General features: G+C 30.9%; 15 protein-coding genes. 13 read left to right on the plus strand and 2 right to left on the minus strand.

All coding sequences use genetic code 11. The annotated features are described in order from the left end of the window. The first annotated feature begins 10 nt into the window (after positions 1–10). The 11 genes from guaB (at position 11) to AMN70_RS04720 (ending at position 12576) form a co-directional block, all read left to right on the plus strand. Positions 11–1087 (plus strand): IMP dehydrogenase, encoded by a 1077-nt coding sequence (gene guaB / locus AMN70_RS04670; RefSeq protein WP_075502278.1) that lies wholly within the window; start codon positions 11–13, stop codon positions 1085–1087. Then, positions 1087–1521, plus strand: a complete 435-nt coding sequence (locus tag AMN70_RS04675; protein WP_075502247.1) for a tetratricopeptide repeat protein — start codon at positions 1087–1089, stop codon at positions 1519–1521. Before guaB ends, AMN70_RS04675 begins: the two co-directional genes overlap by 1 nt. Beyond that, positions 1511–3070, plus strand: coding sequence for a glutamine-hydrolyzing GMP synthase (guaA, locus tag AMN70_RS04680; RefSeq protein WP_075502249.1), 1560 nt, complete (start codon positions 1511–1513; stop codon positions 3068–3070). Before AMN70_RS04675 ends, guaA begins: the two co-directional genes overlap by 11 nt. Then, positions 3071–3850: a 3-methyl-2-oxobutanoate hydroxymethyltransferase gene (panB, locus tag AMN70_RS04685; RefSeq protein ID WP_075502251.1), complete on the plus strand. Its 780-nt coding sequence runs from the start codon at positions 3071–3073 to the stop codon at positions 3848–3850. A 26-nt stretch (positions 3851–3876) separates the two neighbouring features. After that, a complete protein-coding gene (locus tag AMN70_RS04690) occupies positions 3877–4620 on the plus strand; it encodes a maleate cis-trans isomerase family protein (RefSeq protein WP_075502252.1) in 744 nt (247 codons plus the stop codon). Between the two features lie 2 nt (positions 4621–4622). Further along, on the plus strand, positions 4623–5792 hold the full coding sequence (locus tag AMN70_RS04695) for a M24 family metallopeptidase (protein ID WP_075502254.1): 1170 nt from the start codon (positions 4623–4625) through the stop codon (positions 5790–5792). Between the two features lie 52 nt (positions 5793–5844). Then, the gene (locus tag AMN70_RS04700; protein WP_075502256.1) at positions 5845–6930 is read left to right on the plus strand and encodes an ABC transporter ATP-binding protein; all 1086 of its coding nucleotides are present in this window, start codon (positions 5845–5847) and stop codon (positions 6928–6930) included. Positions 6931–7029: 99 nt separating this feature from the next. After that, positions 7030–8157 (plus strand): extracellular solute-binding protein, encoded by a 1128-nt coding sequence (locus tag AMN70_RS04705; RefSeq protein WP_075502260.1) that lies wholly within the window; start codon positions 7030–7032, stop codon positions 8155–8157. A 70-nt stretch (positions 8158–8227) separates the two neighbouring features. After that, positions 8228–9481: an ABC transporter permease subunit gene (locus tag AMN70_RS04710; protein WP_075502262.1), complete on the plus strand. Its 1254-nt coding sequence runs from the start codon at positions 8228–8230 to the stop codon at positions 9479–9481. 5 nt (positions 9482–9486) lie between these two features. Then, positions 9487–10341, plus strand: coding sequence for an ABC transporter permease (locus tag AMN70_RS04715; protein ID WP_075502264.1), 855 nt, complete (start codon positions 9487–9489; stop codon positions 10339–10341). Between the two features lie 12 nt (positions 10342–10353). After that, positions 10354–12576: a 3-hydroxyacyl-CoA dehydrogenase/enoyl-CoA hydratase family protein gene (locus AMN70_RS04720; RefSeq protein ID WP_075502266.1), complete on the plus strand. Its 2223-nt coding sequence runs from the start codon at positions 10354–10356 to the stop codon at positions 12574–12576. Here the strand turns inward: AMN70_RS04720 and AMN70_RS04725 are convergent. Together AMN70_RS04725 and AMN70_RS04730 are read right to left on the minus strand one after the other, a co-directional pair. Then, entirely contained in the window at positions 12569–13213 is a 645-nt protein-coding gene (locus AMN70_RS04725) for a peptidylprolyl isomerase (RefSeq protein ID WP_075502268.1), read from the minus strand. The two genes, AMN70_RS04720 and AMN70_RS04725, sit on opposite strands and share 8 nt — an antisense overlap. Then, entirely contained in the window at positions 13210–13932 is a 723-nt protein-coding gene (locus tag AMN70_RS04730; RefSeq protein ID WP_075502270.1) for a putative zinc-binding metallopeptidase, read from the minus strand. The genes AMN70_RS04725 and AMN70_RS04730 overlap by 4 nt, the downstream gene beginning before the upstream one ends. A gap of 54 nt (positions 13933–13986) precedes the next feature. On the opposite strand from AMN70_RS04730, the gene speB reads away from it, so the two are divergent. Both speB and AMN70_RS04740 read left to right on the plus strand, forming a co-directional pair. Then, the gene (speB, locus tag AMN70_RS04735; RefSeq protein WP_075502272.1) at positions 13987–14946 is read left to right on the plus strand and encodes an agmatinase; all 960 of its coding nucleotides are present in this window, start codon (positions 13987–13989) and stop codon (positions 14944–14946) included. A gap of 20 nt (positions 14947–14966) precedes the next feature. Further along, positions 14967–15567 (plus strand): aldehyde dehydrogenase family protein (locus tag AMN70_RS04740; protein WP_143323421.1); only part of this gene is annotated, 601 nt, incomplete at its 3' end.

The raw sequence follows: 15567 nt of genomic DNA on the forward strand, positions 1-15567 counted from the left end.
ATAAATGATTATGGTTCCTATTAAAGAAGCTCTTACCTTTGATGATGTAACGTTAGCACCAAAGTATTCGGAAATTCTGCCATCAGAAGTAGACACAAGTATTAAATTAACTGAAAATTTAAAATTAAAAATTCCATTATTATCATCTGCAATGGATACTGTTACAGAAAGTAAAATGGCAATAGCTATTGCTAAAGCAGGTGGAATAGGAGTTATTCACAGAAATTTGAATGTAAAAAAACAAATAAGTGAAATTAAAAAAGTAAAAAGAAATAATTTAATGATTGGAGCGGCAGTAGGAGCTGGTCCAGATGAACTCAAAAGAGCAAAAGCAATTTTAAAAGAAGGAGTCAATTTAATTGTAGTTGACACAGCTCATGGTCATACAAAAAAAGTTTCGGAAATAATCAAATTAATTAGAAAAATTAAGAGTAAAAAAACAGCTTTATGCGCGGGCAATATTGCTACTCCTGAGGCCGCTAAATTCTTACTTAATTTGGGTGTTGATATAATTAAAGTTGGGATTGGTCCCGGCTCAATTTGCACCACCCGATTGGTTGCTGGAATTGGTGTTCCACAATTAAGTGCAATTCTCACAGTGAGAAATGGTATTAAGAATAAAAAAGTAAAGATCATAGCAGATGGGGGAATTAAATATTCAGGAGATTTAGCAAAAGCTTTTGCGGCAGGAGCAGATGCCGTCATGGTAGGATCATTATTTGCAGGAACAGATGAAGCTCCTGGTAGATTAATTAAAAGAAATGGAAAATATTTTAAGAGCTTTAGAGGAATGGGATCTGTTGGAGCAATGAATAAAGGTTCAGCTGATAGATATTTTCAATCAAAACAAAAGGATTTATCAAAGTATGTACCTGAAGGGGTAGAAGGTTATGCAAAATATAAGGGAAAGGTTAACAATATTATCTATAAGTTGATAGGTGGATTAAGATCATCTATGGGTTATTTAGGATCTAAACAAATAAAATATTTAAGGAATAAGCCAAAATTTGTAAAAATTACAAAAGCAGGATTTTATGAAAGTATGGTCCACAGTGTTGATATAGTAAAAACTGATACTAAATATTGATGATTAAATTTTTTAAAATAATAACTTTAATAAGTTTTATCATTTACCCTAACATTTCTTTTGGTAATGAAAATTATTTTAATGAAGGAGTTAAATTATTTGAGAAAAAAAGATATGAAGACGCAAAATTTTTATTACAAAGAAGTATAGTTTTTGATCCTAAACATGCTGATTCATATTTATATTTAGCCAAAATTTATAAAGAAAAGGATGATCAAAAAAATGAAGAAAAAAATCTAGAAACGACTTTATTGATCGATCCAGTAAATGAAGAGGCAATTTTAATGCTGATGGAAATAGGAATAAAAAAAACTAATTATTCAAAAGTCAAGGAATTATCAGAAAGATTTACAAAAGTTTGTAAAAATTTATGTACAAAAAATAAAAAAATTATAGAGGATTTAAATAATTTAGAACCAGAAAATGAGTCTTGATTTAAATTTAGACAAAATCTTAATTATTGATTTTGGTTCACAATTTACTCAATTAATTGTAAGAAGAATTAGAGAACTTGGAGTATATTCAGAATTAACAAGTCATAAAAAAATAAAAAGTTCACAAATTAAACAAAATATAAAAGGAATAGTTTTGTCTGGAGGTCCTTTAAATGTTTACCAGCTTAATCAAAATTTATTTGATAAAAAAATTTTAAAACTAGGAATTCCAATTTTAGGAATTTGTTTTGGTCATCAGATTTTATCAAAATTTAATGGCGGCAAAGTAAAACAATCAAAACATAGAGAATTTGGTTTAGCTAATATTAATAAAAAAAATAATAGTTTATTAATTAAAAATTTTTTTATTAAAAAAAGAATAAAGGTATGGATGAGCCATGCTGACCAAGTTTATAAATTACCTAAATCATTTAAAGTTATTGCATCAAGTGAAAATTCAAAATTTGCTATAGTAGAAAGTAAGAATGAAAAAATTTTTGGTGTGCAATTTCATCCAGAAGTTACACATACAGAAAATGGAAGAAAATTAATAAGTAATTTTATTTTTGATATTTGTAAAATTAAAAAAAATTGGTCTTCAAAAAGCCAAAAAATTCAATTGATTAAAGAGGTGAAGCAACAAGTTGGATCAAATAAAGTAATTTGCGCTCTATCAGGAGGTGTAGATAGTAGTGTCGTTGCTCAGCTTTTAAATAAGGCAATTGGAAAAAAATTATATTGTATATTTGTTAACACTGGATTGCTTAGAAAAAATGAAGAAAAACAAGTAATCACAACCTTTAAAAAAAGATTAAAAATTAATTTGATTTATGTAAATGCTGAAAAAGAATTTATTAAAAGATTAAGAAATATTTCAGATCCAGAAAAAAAAAGGAAAATAATTGGAAATTTATTTATTAAAATTTTTGAACGTTATGCAAAAAAGATTAAGAATGTAAAATTTTTAGCTCAAGGTACTCTTTATCCTGATCTAATTGAGAGTAAATCTGTGACTGGCAGTCAAACTTCAAAAATTAAATCTCACCATAATGTTGGTGGATTACCAAAAAAAATGAATCTTAACCTTATTGAACCACTTAAATTTTTGTTTAAAGATGAAGTGAGAAAATTAGGATTAGAATTAAAATTAAGTAAAGAAATTATTTCTAGACATCCTTTCCCCGGTCCAGGTTTAGCTATAAGAATGCCAGGCTTGATAACAAAAGAAAAAATTAAAATTTTAAAAGAGGCTGATCATTACTTTATTCAGGCTTTAAGAAAACACAATTTATATAATAAGATATGGCAAGCATATGCAGCTTTACTTCCAGTTAAAACAGTTGGTGTAATGGGAGATAATCGAACATATGAATATTTATGTTTGTTAAGAGCTATTACTTCTCAAGATGGTATGACTGCAGATTTTTATGAATTTAAAAAATCATTTATTCAAGAGATCTCTAATAAAATTGTGAATAGTATTAGGGGAATTAATAGAGTAGTTTATGATATAACCTCAAAGCCTCCTAGCACTATAGAGCTAGAATAAATGAATAAAAAAATAAAAAAAATTCTTAATAAAAAAAACAAATCTAAAATTGTTTGTCTTACAGCTTATTCAAAAAATGTTGCTGAAATTTTAGATAATCATTGTGATCTGGTGTTGGTAGGGGACTCTTTAGGATCGGTTCTTTATAATTATAAATCAACTAGAGAAGTAACTTTAGAGACAATGATTAATCATTCCATAAGTGTCAGGTCAGGAGTAAAACAATCATTAATGGTTGTTGATATGCCTTATAATACATACCGTAATCCAAAAGAAGCATTAAAAAATGCGAAATTAGTAATGAAAAAAACTAAATGTGATGCAGTTAAATTAGAGGGTGGAAAAAAAATAATCCCAATAGTTAAAAAATTAGTTCAAAATAAAATACCTGTTATGGGCCATGTTGGCATATTACCTCAAACGGACAAGAAATTTACTTTTAAAGGAAAAAAACAACAAGAAAGCGATAGAATTTTAAATGATACAAAACTTTTAGAAAATGCAGGAGCTTTTTCGATTGTATTAGAATGTATAGAAACAAAGTTATCAAAAAAAATTACTGATAATCTTCTAATTCCATCAATTGGAATAGGTTCCTCCGCTAATTGTGATGGCCAAGTCTTGGTAATTGATGATTTGATTGGTTTAAGTAAGAGCAAATTTAAATTTGTTAAAAAGTATATCAATATTAGTAGAATTATTGAAAATGCAGTTAAAAGATATAAATCAGAAGTCACAAAAAAAAGATTCCCTTCTAGAAAACATTCATTTAATACTTAATCAAACTATGGTTAATTAACCATTAAATGGAAATTAGTAAATTAGAACCAAAATATATTAAAAAAAACAATCCTAGAGTAGGCTTAATTACTTTAGCTAGTGATTTTAGTATTGAAAAAGATTTTAATAATATAATTTACGGAAGAGATATAGATTTGTATTCAAACAGAATTAAATCATATAATCCACTTACAAATGAAACATTAAAAAAAATGGCCAATGACATCACTGATGTGACTAAAGAAATTTTACCAGACCAAAAATTAGATTGTGTTGCATATGGGTGTACTTCAGGAACCATAGCTGTGGGATATAAATCTATTTATGAGAAGGTAAACTTAGCTAAACCAAATACCAAAGTAACTACTCCAATTACATCCGCAATCAATGCATTGAAAAAACTTAAGATAAATAAAATATCAATATTCACTCCATATACAGACGAAATTAACCAGTCTGTTATTAAATACTTTGAAGAAGAAAATATAGAAATTTTAGAGTTATCTTATTTTGATATAGCTTCAGATCTAGATATAGGAAGAGTTGATCCAGATCATTTATATGAAGTATTGAGTAAACAAGACCTTTCAAAAAGTGATGCATTATTTGTTTCTTGCACAGCATTACCAGTGTTATCTATAATTAATGATTTAGAAAAAAAACTAGGAAAGATAGTATTGTCAAGCAATCAGACATTGATTTGGGATACTCTTAATCAAATAGATTATAAAAATAAAATTGAAGGCTATGGAGAATTGTTTAATAATTAATTATGCTTTTTAGTAAAGAAGAATATAAGCAAAGACTTTCTAAAGTTCAAAAAATGATGCAAGAAAAAGGCATCGAACTTTTAATTTCTCACGATACAAACAATATGAATTATCTAACAGGTTATGATGCCTGGTCTTTTTATTATGCACAATGTGTAATAGTGCATGTGAATGCTGATGAACCTATATGTTTTGTAAGAGAACAAGATGCAGGCGGAGCTTTTATTAAAACTTATGTTAAAAAAGAAAACATAATTGTTTATGATGAACACTATATTCATACATGGCCAAAACATCCTTACGATTATTTAGTTAAAATAATTAAAGACAAAAATTGGGATAAACTTTCAATAGGATTAGAGATGGATGCCCACTACTTTACAGCATTTTGTTATGAAAAAATTAAGCAAGGATTACCAAATGCTAAAATTAAAGACTCAGAAAGATTAGTAAATTGGGCAAGATTGGTAAAATCTAATACTGAAATTGATTATATGAAATCTGCTGCAAAAATTTCTGAAATAGGAATGAAGACAGCCTTTGAAGTAATCAAACCTGGAGTTAGACAATGTGATGCTGTCGGTGAGATTCAAAAAGCTTTATTTTATGGAACACCTAAATTCGGTGGAGAATATGCAAGTATTGCAACTTTATTACCAACTGGAAAAGGCACTTCAGCTTCACATTTAACTGCTACACAAGATAAATTTGTAGAGGGTGAAGCAACTATTATTGAGTTATCTGGTGTTTACAAAAGATATCACGCTCCTATGGCTCGTACAGTATTATTAGGAAAACCTAATCAATTAAAAATTGATACGATGAAAAAAACAATAGAGGCTCTTCAAGCAGGAATAGACGCTACAAAACCAGGAAATACAGTCGACGATGTTGCAAAAGCTTTTTGGAAAGTGTTAGATAAATATGGAATAGAAAAAAAATCTAGAACTGGTTATTCGATTGGAATTGGTTATCCACCAGATTGGGGTGAACATACACTCAATATATACAAAGGAGATATGACACTTTTGGAACCTAACGTTTGTTTTCATATGATTGCTGTAATGCAGTTTGGAGATTGGGGTGTAGAAGCTTCAGAAGCAATAAGAGTAACCGATAAAGGATCCGAATTATTTTGTAATATGTCCAAAGAACTTCACGTTAAAAGCTAGTTATTAAAGGTTGATATTTATTCTTACAAATGTTTAAAAGTTAAAAAATATTATGGCCTCAAAAAAAGATTTCGTAAAATTTGATAAAGTAGATAAAAGCTACGATGGGAAAGTATTAGTTGTCAAAGACTTACAGTTAGATATAGCTGAGGGTGAATTTGTTACAATGTTGGGTCCATCTGGTTCAGGGAAAACAACTTGTCTGATGATGTTAGCGGGTTTTGAAACTCCAACTCATGGTGAAATTTATTTAGATGGAAAGGCAATTTCAAGTATTCCTCCACATAAAAGAGGTATAGGTATGGTCTTTCAAAACTATGCTTTATTTCCTCATATGACAGTTTATGAAAATCTCGCTTTCCCTTTAAGAGTTAGAAAAATTCCAAAGGATGAGGCCGATAAAAAAATTGATAAGGCATTATCGATGGTATCTCTACAAGGATTTGCATCAAGAATGCCAGGACAATTATCTGGTGGACAACAACAAAGAGTAGCAGTAGCTAGATCTTTAGTATTTGATCCACAATTGGTTTTAATGGATGAACCTTTAGGTGCATTAGATAAAAACTTAAGAGAGAGCATGCAATATGAAATTAAACACATTCATGAGAGCATAGGAGTAACTGTTGTTTATGTTACCCACGATCAAAGTGAAGCATTAACGATGTCAAATCGAATTGCCGTTTTTAATGATGGTAAAGTTCAGCAACTTTCTAGTCCTGATGAACTATATGAAAAACCTGTTAACTCATTTGTTGCAGAGTTTATAGGTGAAAATAATACCTTTGCTGGAGAAGTTTCAGATATTTCTGGAGGGAAATGTAAAGTAAAATTATCAAATGCAGAAATATTGGCGAATCCTATCTCTGTTAAGGTCAAGGGAGAACGTACCACAGTATCTTTGAGGCCAGAGCGTGCATTAATAAATCCAACTAGCAAGATGGATAATATACATGGTGGAAAAATTGAAGAAGTTATCTATCATGGAGATCATACACGAGTAAGAATTAATCTTTTAGGTAATTCTGATTTTATTTTAAAAGTTCCAAACAGTTCATCTAACTTAGATATTAAATTAGGCAATGAAATTAAGATTGGTTGGAATAGTGAGGATGCTAGAGCTCTAGATCCAAAATAGACATCTCATAAGTCTTTATATATTTGATGAAAAAGGCCTGTTGACTCTCTCGCCTGAAGTTGTTTTAATTAGTTTTTTAAACGTTTAAACGGAGGAATAATGAAAAAACTAAGTAAAATATTACTAGCTATTTCTTTTGTACTTTCACTAACTACTTCAGCATTTGCAACTACAGTAACTGCAGTGTCTTGGGGTGGGGCTTATACTGAGTCTCAAAAGTTAGGTTATGGTGATCCTACTGCTAAAAAACTAGGCATTAACATTGCTTGGGTTGATTATTCAGGTGGTTTATCAGAAATCAAAGCACAAAAAGAAGCTGGAAAGATCACGTGGGATATAATCGACGTGTTTGCAATGGATACTATCACTGGATGTGATGAAGGATTATTTGTTGAATTTGATTTTGACAAAGACTTCCCACCAGCTCCAGATGGAACTCCAGCAAGTAAAGATTTCTTTACTGCAATGCCAAGTAAATGTGCTGTAGGAAATATTTTATATTCTTGGAACTATGCTTATAACACTGAAAACGTTAAAGGTACTCCAAAGACTATCAAAGATTTCTTTAACACAAAGAAATTCCCTGGAAAAAGAGCTATCTACAAAAGCGCTTTAACTAATTTAGAGATCGCTTTAGCTGCAGATGGTATTAAGCCAGGTAAAGGCGGAGCAAAAATCTACAAAGCTTTAGAAACAGAAAAAGGTGTTGAAAGAGCAATGAATAAGATCAAAGAATTATGTACAGATCCAAAAGGTGGATGTGTATTTTGGTCTGCAGGTGCTCAACCACCAGAACTGTTAGTATCAGGTGAAGTAGTAATGGCTACTGGTTGGAATGGTAGATTCTTCAATGCAGAAATTGGAGAAGGTGCACCAATCAAACAAGTTTGGGATGGCCAAGGTCTTGACTACGAATATTTCGTTCAAGTTAAAGGTGGACCAAACGATGCTAATGGTATGGCTAAAAAAGCTTTAGCTATGATGACTAGTGCAGAGATGTTAGCAGGAAGTGCTAAATACATCGCATATGCGCCTTGGAGAAAATCTTCAATCGCAATTATGGAAAAAGGTGAGCCGTGGTATAAAGATGGTAAGACTAACATGGTACCACAAATGCCAACTGCACCAGCTAACACTAAAAACTACTTCCTAGTAGATCCAATTTTCTGGGCTGATAACGGAACAGAGCTTGGTGAAAAATGGGAAGCTATGAAAGCTGGTCTATAATTTAAGTTTTCATAAACTTAATTATATATTATAATTTAAGGGCGGTTATTTTTAACCGCCCTTTTTATTTATGAGCTCAGAAACAAAACAGATTCTAACAACAGATGGCATACCTTTAGAGGTAAGTCTTAAAAAAGCTGAAAAAAAAAATAAAATCAAAGCTTTCTTGCTTGTTGCTCCTTTATTATTTTTTTTAATTATCACTTATGTTTTTCCAATAGGTGACATGTTGTTCAGAAGTGTTGATGATAAAATGGTAACACAAATGCTTCCAAAAACTTTTAAAGCTATGGAAAGTTGGGATGGTCAAGAATTACCTGAAGAAGAAGTTTTTGCTGCTTTTCATGAAGATTTTATAAAATTAGTTGAAGATAAACGTGAGGGTAAATTATCTACTCAGTTAAATTACACAAAGAATGGATTTAAAAGTATTATTAAAAAACTTCGTAGAGCATCAAAAAAATTTGAAGAAGGAAATTATAAAGAACAAATAATGTCAGTGCATAAACGATGGGCTGACGTTGAGTACTGGAGAGCGATTCAAAGAAGAGCTCCTGAATTTACAGGTCAAAAATATCTCAAAGGAATGGATATGTATGTAAATGAGGAGGGGAAAATAGTAAGTGTTGAGGAAGATAGAAGAATTCATAGAGTGTTGTGGTTAAGAACTTTGGAGATTGCATTCTTTGTAACAGTCTTTTGTTTCTTAATGGCTTATCCAATAGCTCATTTATTAGCTACTTTACCTATGAAGTACAGTAACTTATTGATGATCTGCGTACTGCTACCGTTTTGGACTTCATTGCTTGTACGAACTGCTAGTTGGATGATTTTGTTACAACAGCAGGGGATTGTAAATGATTTCTTTGTCGGAATAGGTTTGGTAGCAGACGATAATAGACCTGAGATGATGTATAATAAGACAGGAAGTTATGTTGCAATGACACAAATATTGCTGCCATTTATGGTGTTGCCATTATACAGTGTAATGAAAACTATCTCACCAAGTCTAATGAGAGCTGGAAAATCATTAGGTGGAACGCCATTTGTAGCATTTTGGAAAGTTTATTTCCCATTAACAATACCTGGAATAGGTGCTGGGTGTTTATTAGTATTTATTTTAGCAATTGGTTATTACATAACACCAGCCTTGGTTGGTGGTGCTTCTGGTACTTTAATAAGTAATCAAATAGCATTTCATATGAAAAGTACTCTCGATTGGAGTTTTGCATCAGCAATGGGACTAATGTTGTTGAGTGGAGTATTGGTTATTTATTGGCTTTATAACAAAATAGTTGGAATTGATAATATTAAATTAGGATAATTATAATGGCTTTACCAAAATATACCGAACCACATTACAGAATTTGGCATTATGTATATCTTACAATCTGTGGTGCAGTTTTCTTTTTTCTTATTGCACCTCTATTCGTTATTTTTCCACTATCGTTTAATGCAGAAGAATTTTTAAGCTTTTCTGATGGAATGAAAAGTTTAGACCCAGACGCTTTTTCATTGAGATGGTATAAGGACATGATTTATGGAACTAAAAATCCATGGGGATTAGCTGCTAAGAATAGTTTCATTATAGCAATCTTTGCAACTATAGGATCAGTAATCCTTGGAACAGTTGCGGCTTTAGGATTGAGTAGCAGGCATATGCCTTACAAGGGCTTAATAATGGCAGTATTAATTTCACCAATGATTGTTCCGTTAATTATTTCTGGTGTTGCAATATTTTTCTTTATGGCAAAAGCCGGTTTGGCAGCAACACATACAGGAATAGTTCTAGCACACATTATTTTAGGAACACCTTTTGTAGTAATTACAGTGACAGCCACATTATCAGGATTTGACCACAGTGTTACAAGAGCAGCTGCAAGTTTAGGCAGTGATCCAGTAAATACATTTATGAAAATAACTTTGCCACTAATTTTACCTGGAGTTATTTCAGGAGGATTATTTGCTTTTGTGACTTCATTTGACGAAGTTGTTGTTGTTTTATTTTTAGCAGGATTAGAAAATACAACTATACCAATTCAAATGTGGACGGGTCTTAGAGAACAATTAAGTCCAACTATTTTAGCTGTAGCAACTTGTTTGATTATATTATCAACATTGATATTGGTTACCGCTGAGCTTTTAAGAAGAAGATCTGAGAGACTCAGAGGAATAAATCGATAATAAAATTGTTTCATGAAGATTAAGAATGTTGTTGTGATTGGCTCAGGTACAATGGGCAGTGGTATAGCAGCTCACCTTTGTAATGCAAATATACCAGTTACATTATTAGATTTAAAAACTGAAATTAGTGAAAAAGCAAGAGAACGAATTCACAAATCGAGACCACCTTTATTAATTGATAAAACAAAAATTGATAATATTAAAGTTGGAAATATATCTGATGATTTCGATGTAGTTAAAGATGCTGACTGGATTGTCGAGGCAGTTGTAGAGAGAATTGATATAAAACATCAAATTTATGATAAAATTTTTAAAAGCAGGAAAGATGGAGCAATAGTTTCATCAAACACTTCCTCAATCCCAATTAAAGTTTTATCTCAAAATTTAAATAAAGATCAAAAAAAAGATTTTTGTATTACTCATTTTTTTAACCCAGTTAGATATATGGGTCTTCTAGAAATAGTAAAGAATGAAGACAATGATTTAAATAAGATAAATCAATTAAAAGAATTTTGTGAAGTTGAATTGGGTAAAGGAGCAATTGTATGCAATGATACCCCAGGTTTTTTAGGAAATAGGGTAGGTGTGTACGCAATGCAGATCGCAATGACTGAAGCATTTAAGATGAAACTTTCTGTGGAGGAAGCAGATGCAATCTTTGGAAGACCTATGGGTATACCTAAAACAGGAGTTTTTGGATTATATGATTTGATTGGAATAGATTTAATGGCAGATGTTTTAAAAAGTTTTATTAAAGAGCTTCCAAAATCTGATGAGTTCCATGAAGTTGCTAAAGAAATTCCTTTAGTAAAAAAATTGATTGAAACTGGATATACGGGGAGAAAAGGCAAAGGCGGCTTCTACAGAATGAAGAAGACTGATAGTGGAAAAATTATGGAAGCTATTAATCTTGAAACTGGCGAGTATTCAACAAGTCAAAAAATAGATATTAAGTCCGATAAAGTAGATTTAAAGGCTCTAATTAATAGAAAAGATAAATATGGAGAATATGCTTGGTCAGTATTATCCAAGATAATAAAATATGCTTCATCACTAGTTCCTGGGATTACCAAAGAATTTAATGACATAGACGAGGCAATGAGACTTGGATTTAACTGGGCGAAAGGACCTTTTGAGATGTTAGAAGAAATTGGTGTTAAAAATTTCTTCGATAAAGTTGATGAATATAAAGGTAATAACTTTTTAGAAAATTTGTCGAATTCTAAAGATGAAAATTTTTATGGTGAAAGGCAAAAATATACATCAATTGAAACTTTAGGTAAGATCAAAAAAACCGCCTCAAGTATTGATGGCAATAGTTCAGCTGCAATTTATAGATTTAATGATTTTAATATTGTTGAGTTTACGACTAAAGCTAATGCACTCGATTATGACTCAATGGATGCACTTAAGAAAGCAACGGATAAACCTTTAATAATAATTAATGAGAGTATGCAATTTTCTGCAGGCGTTAACCTGACCTATACTATGGAATTTGCTAATAAAAATGATTTTAAATCGATAGAAAAATTTATTAAATATTTTCAACAAACTTGCAAACATCTAAAGTACTCTAAATACCCAGTTATATCTGCTCCATCAGGTCTAACTTTGGGTGGAGGTTTTGAAGTTTTAGTTCAAAGTAATTTTGTAGCCTCACATACAAATATTGTGATCGGATTAGTAGAAACTATTGTTGGATTAATTCCAGCCGGAGGTGGATGTAAAGAAATGTTGGCTAGATGGTTAAACACTGAAGAGGCTAAGAAAAATCCAAAATATGCACCTTTGAAAGTATTTGATATAATTGGCTATGGTAAAACAGCTACGTCTCCAGTTGAGGCAGAACCTTTGAAATACTTATTACCTGAAAACAAAAGAATTATGAATAGAAATAGCTTACTTGAAGTATCAAAAAAAATCTTAAATGAAAATAAGGACTTTAAAGCACCCAATGAGCTTACATTTAATTTACCAGGTAAAGCAGTTATAGATGATATGAATAAAATCTTAGAAAAACTTTATAATGATAAAGTTATATTGGATCATGGCTTGGTAGTTGCCAAAGAATTAGCCCATGTATTAAGTGGTGGTGAGACTACAAGTGATAAAACTCTTACAGAGGATGATTTGTTTAAATTAGAACTTGATGCTTTTATGAGATTAATTGAAACCAAACAAACTCAAGATAGAATCAAACATACTCTTGCTACTGGCAAACCTTTGGTTAATTAAATAATCTAAGAGTATTTATAAAGTCAGGCCTTAAAACATATTCAGATTTATTTGAGTATTTTATTTTTTCTAAAGCCTCTATGCCAAATATAACTTTTCCAATGGGTGTGTATTCTCCTTCATATAAAGGCTCATCCTGAAGAATTATAAAAAATTGACTATCTTCAGTATCATATTTTAAAGATCGAGTTAATCCTACGCTTCCTTTAGTGTAGTTAAAATTTTTATCAACTTCAGATTTGATTGTGCCTAGACCAGATTTTCCAGTTCCAATTTTACCATAATCAATGTTTCCTTTTCTTCCAAATTCTAAATCACCTGCTTGTACAAGTTTATCTTTAATTACCCTATGAAATGCTACGTCATCATAGGCATTGGATTTAACCAGTGTTTTAAATCTTTCTACTCCATTAGGAGATATGTCTGGATATAATTCTATAATTACATTTCCACATTCAACGTTCAGAATTGCTATATTATTTGTATTTTTAAAATTGATTTTTTTTGGATCATAGTTCTTAACAAATAAACATTTATTTTTTAGTAAAACAAAAGAAGTAATTGAAAATAAACCTAAAATTACAACAAAAATAAATATTATTTTTTCAGATTTTGATGCTTTTATCTTTTCAATCATAAAATAAAACTTTCATCAATTTTCATGAGCCCTTTTTTTATGAATTCTATCTTTTTTTTGAGAATAGGATCAATTGTTTCAGGTAAATTTCCATACATTAAATGAGAAAATACTTCCGCCATATCCTCAGATGCAGTTGATCGTGAGTATTCAGTAATAAAACCATCTGGTTTAGAATATGTATCTAAACCTATTTTCTTCGTGCAAGTTGAACATTCTGCATAATTAAACTCTTTAGGATTAAAACTGGACCAAATTTTTTCATTAAATATGTCTTTGTAACTGTCATTTATTATGTGGAACACTTCATGATGTAATACTCTTTCAAAATATTTATCGTTAAACTTTATATCGACAATCAAAGTTTTCATTACATTATCAGGTATCCCAGCAGTGTTGATGCCTGAGATTGACAAGTCCTCACACATAACAATGTATTTTAAATTTATTTTTTTTAAAAATTTTTGAGAATATCTATTAAGATTTTTTTCAATAATCTTATATTTTCTATCTAGATCTTGTTTTGATGATTTAAAACAATTGATATTGTTATCAATACCTATCGTAAATGCCTGTTTAGCACTCAAGTATCTTAATTTATTTTCAGTTTTAACATTGTAGATTTCCAGGTTAGGAATTTTTATTAATTCATAAATACTATCGGCTTGTGCTGGAGAAATTAAAAATAAACATAATAAAATGAACTTAAATAATTTCATAATTAGTATTATTGAAGATATTCCAATTTGTTAGAATGTGATAGAGTTTTTGTGATGAAAAAAAAAAGAAGTAAAGAACCTATTCAACCAGTAAGTGGTACAAAGGTTCCAAGATTTGCAGGCCCATCAACTTTTGCTAGACTTCCAGAATTAAGAGATGTTGAGTACTGCGATGTTGCAATAGTTGGAATACCATTTGATGCAGGTACAAGTTATAGACCTGGAGCAAGATTTGGTCCTCAAAGTATCAGACAAGCTTCAAGACATTTAAGAACAAATTATCATCCAAGTTACGATGTGGAGCCCTTTAAAGTTCAACAAGTTGCTGATGCTGGTGATATTACTTGCAATCCATTCAATATAGAAGAAGCAATTAAACAAATTGAGGAAGGAGCCTTGGATTTACTTAAAAAAACTGGTGGTATAATAAGTTTAGGAGGAGATCATACAATTGCTTTTCCTTTATTAAAAGCAGTAAATAAAATTAATAATGGTCCTGTTGCATTAGTTCATTTCGATGCACATCTTGATACCTGGGACACTTATTTTGGTGCACCTTACACGCATGGGACACCTTTTAGAAGAGCGCGAGAAGAAAATTTATTTATGGATGATGCCTCTATGCATGTGGGTATCAGAGGCCCATTGTACAGTAGAGAGGATATTAAAAATGATGAAAGTTTTGGATTTAAGATAATTCATTGTGACGAGTTTCAAACTGAAGGGACTGATAAAATTGCTGAAAGGATTAAAAAAAGAGTAGGAGATAATCCATTATATTTATCAATTGATATTGATGTTTTAGATCCTGCTTTTGCACCTGGCACAGGCACTCCTGAAATAGCTGGCATGACCACTAGAGAAATGGTTAATGTCATTAGAGGCTTATCAGGTATGAATTTAATCTCTGCTGATGTTGTTGAGGTATCACCTGCATATGATCATGCTGAGGTAACATCACTTGCGGCTGCTACCATAGTTTATGAATTAACAAATTTATTTGCAAAAAAATAAAGAAAGGTTAGGAATCTGCAATGGAAAATAAAAAGAATTTTTATATTAATGGCAAATGGGTAAAACCAAAAAGTAAAGAAGAAATTAAAGTAATTGATCCTGCAACTGAAGAAAATTGTGCTGTTATAACATTGGGCAATAAAGATGATGTTAACGATGCTGTAAGTGCTGCCAAGAAAGCATATAGTTCTTGGGCGTTTTCATCAAAAGATGAGAGAATAAGATTATTAGAAAAACTTTACGAAAATTATAAGAAAAGATGGGCTGACATTGCAAGTGCAATTACAACTGAGATGGGAGCGCCAAAAGATTTCGCAACAAAACTCCAAGCTGGAACAGGTGCTGCTCATTTAAAATCATTTATAAGATATTTAAAAAATTTTGAATTTGAAAAACCATTAGGAGAACATGCACCTAATCAAAGACTTATTTATGAGCCCAAAGGCGTTTGCGCATTAATCACTCCATGGAATTGGCCAATGAACCAAGTTTGTTTAAAAGTAATGCCCGCAATAGCATCTGGTTGTACAATGGTTTTAAAACCTTCAGAGCTTGCACCCCTATCATCAATGATACTTGCAGAACTAATAGACGAAACAAATTTTCCAGCTGGTGTATTTA

The sequence above is a fragment of the Candidatus Pelagibacter communis genome, assembly GCF_001179925.1.
GTDB classification, from domain to species: Bacteria; Pseudomonadota; Alphaproteobacteria; order Pelagibacterales; family Pelagibacteraceae; genus Pelagibacter; species Pelagibacter ubique_E.

Bases quoted from the DNA above. Each gene is read 5' to 3' on its own strand.
- AMN70_RS04690 (WP_075502252.1), top strand. From the start codon at position 3,877: ATGGAAATTAGTAAATTAGAACCAAAATATATTAAAAAAAACAATCCT.
- AMN70_RS04730 (WP_075502270.1), bottom strand. From the start codon at position 13,932: ATGAAATTATTTAAGTTCATTTTATTATGTTTATTTTTAATTTCTCCA.
- AMN70_RS04725 (WP_075502268.1), bottom strand. From the start codon at position 13,213: ATGATTGAAAAGATAAAAGCATCAAAATCTGAAAAAATAATATTTATT.
- AMN70_RS04700 (WP_075502256.1), top strand. From the start codon at position 5,845: ATGGCCTCAAAAAAAGATTTCGTAAAATTTGATAAAGTAGATAAAAGC.
- AMN70_RS04720 (WP_075502266.1), top strand. From the start codon at position 10,354: ATGAAGATTAAGAATGTTGTTGTGATTGGCTCAGGTACAATGGGCAGT.
- panB (WP_075502251.1), top strand. From the start codon at position 3,071: ATGAATAAAAAAATAAAAAAAATTCTTAATAAAAAAAACAAATCTAAA.
- AMN70_RS04675 (WP_075502247.1), top strand. From the start codon at position 1,087: ATGATTAAATTTTTTAAAATAATAACTTTAATAAGTTTTATCATTTAC.
- guaB (WP_075502278.1), top strand. From the start codon at position 11: ATGGTTCCTATTAAAGAAGCTCTTACCTTTGATGATGTAACGTTAGCA.
- speB (WP_075502272.1), top strand. From the start codon at position 13,987: ATGAAAAAAAAAAGAAGTAAAGAACCTATTCAACCAGTAAGTGGTACA.
- guaA (WP_075502249.1), top strand. From the start codon at position 1,511: ATGAGTCTTGATTTAAATTTAGACAAAATCTTAATTATTGATTTTGGT.
- AMN70_RS04695 (WP_075502254.1), top strand. From the start codon at position 4,623: ATGCTTTTTAGTAAAGAAGAATATAAGCAAAGACTTTCTAAAGTTCAA.
- AMN70_RS04710 (WP_075502262.1), top strand. From the start codon at position 8,228: ATGAGCTCAGAAACAAAACAGATTCTAACAACAGATGGCATACCTTTA.
- AMN70_RS04715 (WP_075502264.1), top strand. From the start codon at position 9,487: ATGGCTTTACCAAAATATACCGAACCACATTACAGAATTTGGCATTAT.
- AMN70_RS04705 (WP_075502260.1), top strand. From the start codon at position 7,030: ATGAAAAAACTAAGTAAAATATTACTAGCTATTTCTTTTGTACTTTCA.